This window comes from Myxococcus sp. MISCRS1, from assembly GCF_026626605.1.
Lineage (GTDB): Bacteria > Myxococcota > Myxococcia > Myxococcales > Myxococcaceae > Myxococcus > Myxococcus fulvus.
On sequence record NZ_JAPNKB010000001.1, the window covers coordinates 10,783,920 to 10,790,239 of the forward strand.

5 protein-coding genes are annotated in these 6,320 nt (G+C 69.5%); 2 read left to right on the forward strand and 3 right to left on the reverse strand.

Features of this window, described 5'->3' with window-relative positions:
- Positions 1–19 precede the first annotated feature (19 nt).
- Both OWM54_RS42805 and OWM54_RS42810 read right to left on the reverse strand, forming a co-directional pair.
- A complete protein-coding gene (locus OWM54_RS42805; protein ID WP_248542739.1) occupies positions 20–631 on the reverse strand; it encodes a hypothetical protein in 612 nt (203 codons plus the stop codon).
- A 36-nt stretch (positions 632–667) separates the two neighbouring features.
- On the reverse strand, positions 668–1,771 hold the full coding sequence (locus tag OWM54_RS42810; RefSeq protein ID WP_267701069.1) for a carboxypeptidase-like regulatory domain-containing protein: 1,104 nt from the start codon (positions 1,769–1,771) through the stop codon (positions 668–670).
- Between the two features lie 208 nt (positions 1,772–1,979).
- Between OWM54_RS42810 and OWM54_RS42815 the strand changes: the two genes are divergently transcribed.
- Together OWM54_RS42815 and rnk are read left to right on the forward strand one after the other, a co-directional pair.
- Positions 1,980–4,793 carry an ELWxxDGT repeat protein gene (locus OWM54_RS42815; protein ID WP_267701070.1) on the forward strand — a complete coding sequence of 938 codons (2,814 nt, stop codon included), beginning with the start codon at positions 1,980–1,982 and terminating at the stop codon, positions 4,791–4,793.
- A 108-nt stretch (positions 4,794–4,901) separates the two neighbouring features.
- Complete coding sequence (gene rnk / locus OWM54_RS42820; RefSeq protein WP_223748696.1) at positions 4,902–5,318, forward strand: nucleoside diphosphate kinase regulator; 417 nt, start codon at positions 4,902–4,904, stop codon at positions 5,316–5,318.
- A 55-nt stretch (positions 5,319–5,373) separates the two neighbouring features.
- Here the strand turns inward: rnk and OWM54_RS42825 are convergent, their stop codons facing one another.
- Positions 5,374–6,138, reverse strand: coding sequence for a ParA family protein (locus OWM54_RS42825; protein WP_223748697.1), 765 nt, complete (start codon positions 6,136–6,138; stop codon positions 5,374–5,376).
- Positions 6,139–6,320 lie beyond the last annotated feature (182 nt).

Below are 6,320 nucleotides of genomic sequence, written 5' to 3' on the forward strand. Positions count from 1 at the left end.
ACCTAGGTGACCGAGGTCATCACGGCTCGAAGGTCTGTAGCTCCAGTCCACCCGTGACGAGCTCGGCCACCGTGACGCGTTGGTCCAGCCTTTCCACCGGACAGCCCCACAGCGCGACGATGGCGCGGTCCAACTTGCGAGCCAGCGCGTTCGCGGACCGCGCATGCGCGGACAACTCCTCTGCCACCACGGAGGCCAGAGGATGAAGCTCCACCGGCATCCGCGAGCGGTCGAGGGTCAACTGATACGGGTCCCCGGCCAGCGCTCCCGAGCCGACCTCTGGCAAACCCAACATCCGACTGCGCATCCACCAGGAGCGACCCAAGGCATCATCCCAATCGGGCTCGCCGACGACGCCGAGCGCCCGAAGCAGCTCGGGCCCCGAGGTCAGTTCCTGAATCGCTCGCCGCTGCGGCAGCGCCCCGAGGCCAAACCGCTCGAACAACACGTCTCCCAGCGAGCGATACCACCCCGCGAGTTCCTCGTGCTGGCCCGCATGCATCCAGGCCAGCGCCGAGCCGATTGTGACGAGGTCCGCGGGCTCCAGTACCTCCGACTCGAAGAGGTACCGGTAGTCCCGGGGAACGAAGGGCGTCAGCGAGGCCGTGAGCGAATCAGGGATGAGAGACATGTCCGGCCCCGCCCTGCGAAGGGCAACAGGTGTCTGCTACTCCAGCACCCGCTCCAACCTCATGTCGTCGACCCACAAGACCCAGTCGGGTCCCGGACCGCTGCGTGAACGCTCGATACACACCATCGCCGTGGCGTCACCACTCTTCTCCACGACGAAGGTCCGGGTCATGACCTGCCAGGAGGTATCGACGCCCTCACCCACTGAGGAGAAGTACAGATCAGCCCAGCCCAAATCTGGCATCTTCGACTCCAACCGAATGAAGTTGCCGTTCGAATAATCCTCTGGGAGCGAGGGGTCCGGTCGGCCGAACGCCTCTCGCATGTAGCGGAACGAGAGGCGGTAGCGAGCTCCCTGCACGAGGAGCTTCCCCGGAATGCGCTGCTTGATCCCATCGAAAATGTTCGAGAAGTTGCCCGTGCCGCGCACGGAGCGCGTTCCCGAATAGGCCCGCTCATCACTCACGACCCATTGCTGGTCCGGGCCCAGCGTGAACCCCGTGGGCGTCGAGCCGACAGCGAACTCCTCGAAGTCGCCACCCTGCACCAGGTTCACATTGGGCATCGGCAGACGCTTGATGTTGCTGCCCGCCAGTCGCCCGAAGTCATTCATCACGAAGAGCCGGTAGAAGAAGACGTCACCGGGACGTACGTCCTCGTCCACGAACTCCGTCTCTCCCGGCACCATGCCCACGTACACCAGCGTGCCCGTGGACTCATCGAGCGCGGCGCTCTTCGCCCGGTACAACTTGTACTCACGGAAGTCCGCGCCCGAGTACGGGTTCCACGACAGCCGGACGGTGCCGGCATCGACGACCACGGGCTCCTGGAGGCGCGTGGGCCGCGGCAACCGCAGCTCCGCCGTGACGTCCACCTCCGCCATGAAGCGCTGCTCGTTGAGCGCCCCATCCTCCGCCTGATAACGCGCGGTGATCTCGTGTCGCCCCGAGGGAGCGCTCAGCTTGAAGCGCCCATCCGCGTCCGTCTCCGTGCTCGCGCTCGGCGATTCGGTCAGGTACACGAGCGCGCCCTGCACGGGCTGCCCTTCCTGCGTCACCCGGCCCACGAGCCCATCACTCGTCCCACCGCAGGCCAGTACCACCACGGCACACGCCACCATCCCGACTAGCTTCAATCGCATTGTGTCCTCGACTCCGGCCCTGGCTGGATTGTCTAGCACCAGTCCCCGCACCAAGACCACTGGACGCGAATGGGACTGACAGTCTTTGCGCGCCAACACTCCCCACCCCTGCTCTCTCGTCAAACAGACACTTCCCCTCCCCAGGGGGTGGCTTCACGCGCGCCTGGAACAAGCCACCTTTGTGCGCCCCATCGCATCGGTGCCCACCATGGACCCGCGGCTCCTCCGCTCCTCGCTGTACTTGCTGCTGCTGCTCACGGGCCTGTGCTGCGGGGACCAGGATGCACCATCCCAGTCGACCCAAGGCCTCGCCGGGGCGCCAGAAGTCCAGGACGCACCCTACCCCGTGGATGACCTGGCCGGAGGTCGCCTCAGCTCCAACCCGCACGCGCTGACCGACGTCGGCGGCCTGCTCTTCTTCGTCGCCACGGATCGCTCCCGAGGCACCGAGCTCTTCAAGAGCGACGGCACCGACCAGGGCACCCTGCTCGTCAAGGACCTCCGCCCCGGCCGCCTCGGCTCACACCCCCGCGAGCTCACCGCCCTGGGCAACACCCTCTTCTTCGTCGCCGATGACGGCACCCACGGCGAGGAGCTGTGGCGCAGCGACGGCAAGGCCTCCACCACGCGCCTCGTCACGGACCTCATGCCCGGCCCCGAGGGCTCCAGCCCCCAGGCGCTCACCGTGCTCGAGGACTCGCTCTACTTTCTCGCCACGCAGACCCCGTCCCGCACCGAGTTCTGGCGAACCGATGGCACCCTCTCCGGCACGCAGCTCATCAAGGCCCTCGACAAGCACGCCGAGGACGCCATCCCCACGCACCTCACCCCGTCGAACGGCCACCTCTTCTTCTTCATGGACAACACCCTGTGGCGCAGCGATGGCTCGCCCCGAGGCACCCACGCTGTCCGAAGCCTCGAAGCCCCGCCCGGCATCATCCTCCACCCCAGCGCGCTCACCGACGTGGCCGGACAGCTCTTCTTCTTCGTGCGCCACGAACGCGAGGACGACCTCCCTTCGCAGCCTCCGCGCCTCTCGCTCTGGACCAGCGACGGCACCACGAACGGCACGAAGCACGTCGCGGACCTCTCACTCCCCATCGTCAATGCCTCACCACGAGCCATCGCCGTGGGCACCCTCTTCTACTTCGTCGCCCATACGCCCACGCACGGCGACGAGCTGTGGCGCAGCGACGGCACACCGCAGGGCACGCTCCTCGTGCGCGACATCGCCCCCGGTCCCGGCAGCGCCAACCCTCGCGAGCTCACCGCCCTGGAGGGACGTCTCTACTTCTCCGCGTGGACTCCCGAGCACGGCGACGAGCTGTGGCGCAGCGACGGCACCACCGAAGGCACCGTCCTCATCAAGGACATCACCCCTGGCCCCGAGGGCTCGGCGCTCGCGTTCCTCCGCGCGACCCACGGCCGGCTGTACTTCTCCGCCCGTGAGCCAGGGAAGGGCCACGAGCCGTGGACCAGCAATGGCTCCGGACGCGGCACCTCGCGCCTGGAGGACCTCGCCCCCGGCGCGTACTCCTCCTCCGCCCGCGACTTCACCGTCAGCGGCCGACGCGTCTTCTTCACCGCCAACACCCGGGCCACCGGCGCGGAGCTGTGGGCAAGAGACCTCGGCTACGACTTCCGCGTCCTCTCCCGACGCCTCTCCCGCGCCAGCGACGACGAGGACTCGCGCCTGAGCACCTCCGCGCCCGCGCGCCTCATCCAGGACATCCACCCCGGCACGGGCGGCCCGGAACCCCACGCCTGGGTGACCCGCGCGGGCAACCTCTACTTCGACGCCAACGACGGCAGCGTGGGCCAGGAACCCTGGCGCACCGACGGCACCGCCGAGGGCACCACGCTCATCAAGGACCTCCGCCCCGGCCCGCTCTCCTCCGAGCCCTCCGGCTTCGTCGTCCTCGGCCCCTGGGTCCTCTTCTTCGCCGATGACGGCGTGCACGGCCGCGAGCTGTGGCGCACCGACGGCACCGCCGAGGGCACCACGCTCATCAAGGACATCCGCCCCGGCCTCGGAAGCAGTCAGGGCGGGGGCACTCCCGTGGTGATGAACGGCGTCGCGTACTTCAACGCCCGCGACGCGCTCCATGGCGAGGAGCTCTGGCGCACCGATGGAACCCCGCAGGGCACCGTGCTCGTGAGGGACCTCGCCCCGGGTGTCGACAACAGCTCCCCGCGTCACCTCACGCCGTTGGGCTCGCGCCTCTTCTTCACCGCCGACATCCCCGACCTGGGCTGGGAGCTGTGCGTCAGCGATGGCACCGAGACAGGCACCCGGCTCGTCAAGGACATCCGCCCCGGGCCCGCGGGCTCGTTCCCCTCATCGCTCACCGTGCGCGGCCAGCGCATCGTTTTCGCCGCGAACGACGGACGCCAGGGAGAGGAGCCCTGGGTCAGCGACGGCACCGCGCCCGGCACCTATATCCTCCGAGACCTCTGGCCCGGCCCCGAGGGCTCGTCCCCCGCCTCCTTCACCGCGACGGGAGATCGCGTCTACTTCGCCGCCACCGAGCCCAGCGTCGGCCGCGAGCCCTGGTCCACCGACGCCACCCGTCCCGGCACCGCGCTCGTGTTCGACGTGCACCCCGGTCCCTCCGGCTCCTACCCCCAGGACTTCACGCTCCTGGGCCCCAGCGTCCTCTTCAGCGCGGAGGACGGGGTCCACGGACGAGAGCCCTGGCGCGCCGACAAGGGGGTTCCGCGCGCCGCCCTCGTGAAGGACCTGAACCCGGGCCCCCAGGGCTCCGAGCCACGCTGGATGACCTCGGTCGGCGCGCTCGCCCTCTTCCACGCCGACGACGGCCGCACCGGCCCCGAGCTCTGGGAGTCCAACGGCACCACGGCGGGCACCCTCCTGCGTCAGGAGCTGGCCCCGGGCCCGACAGGCTCGCTCCCCTACGTGTTCACGCCCACGAACACGCAGACCTTCTTCCTCGCGGACGACGGCGCCCAGGGCATCGAGTGGTGGGTCCTGCGGCTCCCCGCCTCGCGCGAGCGGGAGTGACCCCCCACCCCGCAAGCCCTCTCCGGGCTCGCCGGGAATAGATATTTCTCCCAACCGTTGCCCCAGTGTTCACCCTATCCTCATTTCTTTTTCCCCGGAGTCATCGCCATGAGCAGCGAGCAGTCCCTCATCGTGACTGAGACCGACCTGGACCGTCTGCGCCAGGTCATCGACCACCATGGAGGGGGCCGCACGGCCGAGCTCGTGGAGATGCTCGAGTCGGAGCTGGGCCGGGCCCACGTCGTCAGCTCGGAGACGGTGCCCCCCAGCGTGGTGACGATGAACAGCACCGTGCTCTTCGAGGACGAGCAGACCGGCGAGCAGCGCCAGGTGACGCTCGTCTACCCGAAGGACGCGCGCAGCGACGAGGGCCGCATCTCCGTGCTGGCGCCCATCGGCAGCGCGCTCATCGGCCTGTCCGTGGGCCAGTCCATCGTCTGGCCGCTGCCGAACGGCCGCACCAAGCGGCTGCGCATCGTCGCCGTGCCGTACCAGCCCGAGGCCTCGGGCCACTACCACCTCTGAGGGCCCTTGAGGCGCCCGTCCCGTCCGTCGAGAGGGACGGGCGTCGACGATTCCCTCAGCGCAGCCCCACCCGCTTCGCCAGCTCCTGCGCCAGCGAGCGCAGCTCCTCGACCCCCGGCGCCGCGGGGCTCGTGTCGAACACCACCTCGTAGCCCAACCCCGCCTGATTGATGGACTCCGAGCGCGGAATGCGCGCCCGCAGCACCGGCACCGTCGAGTCCCTCAGCGCCTCCTCCATCGCCCCGTTCGTCGCCGGAGTGCGCCGATCCCACAGGTTCACCACCGCCACCAGCTCGCCGCCCTGCGCCTCGCGCACGTCGCGCCACGCCGCCTCAATCTCGCCCAGCCCCTGCAGCGCGAACGCGCCCGTGGGCACCGGCGCCACCACCAGGTCCGCGAACGCCAGCACCGCCTCCGTGTACGCGCCGATGCTCGGCGGCGTGTCGACCAGGATGATGTCCGGCGTCCAGCTCAGCGTCTTGAGCGCCCGTGGAATCGCCTGCAGCCGGTGACCCCACTGGAACAGCTCGCGCTCCAGGGCCGCCATGCGCGGCGCCGCCGGCGCGATGAAGAGCGTGGGACGCTTCGGTGACGCCACCACCACGTCGTCCAGCCGGTACTTCGGCCGCGGCCCCAGCGCCTCCGCGAGGCACGGCCCCTCACGACTCTCCAACCCCAGCACCAGCGACGCGTGCGCCTGCGGGTCCAGGTCCAGCACGAGCACCCGCCGGCCCGCGTCCGCCAGCGCCGAGGCCACGTGCGCGCAGAGCGTGGTCTTCCCCACGCCGCCCTTGATGGTGCAGAACGCAATCAACGCCATGGGCCCGTCCTATACCGGATCTCCCACGCCGCCACCGGCCTCCCGGCGAGCCCCTCCGACGCCCCGGCACCTCCCAGAACCCCCATGAATTCCGGACGCTCCGGAATGGTACGGCCGCACCATCCGGGGGCGCTCCAGAATGGTGCAGCGTCCCGGAATGTCAGACCTCTCGCCAATAATTC

Excerpts from the sequence above, each read along its gene's own strand:
- OWM54_RS42805 (WP_248542739.1), bottom strand. The coding sequence starts at position 631 with ATGTCTCTCATCCCTGATTCGCTCACGGCCTCGCTGACGCCCTTCGTT.
- OWM54_RS42810 (WP_267701069.1), bottom strand. The coding sequence starts at position 1,771 with ATGCGATTGAAGCTAGTCGGGATGGTGGCGTGTGCCGTGGTGGTACTG.
- OWM54_RS42815 (WP_267701070.1), top strand. The coding sequence starts at position 1,980 with ATGGACCCGCGGCTCCTCCGCTCCTCGCTGTACTTGCTGCTGCTGCTC.
- rnk (WP_223748696.1), top strand. The coding sequence starts at position 4,902 with ATGAGCAGCGAGCAGTCCCTCATCGTGACTGAGACCGACCTGGACCGT.
- OWM54_RS42825 (WP_223748697.1), bottom strand. The coding sequence starts at position 6,138 with ATGGCGTTGATTGCGTTCTGCACCATCAAGGGCGGCGTGGGGAAGACC.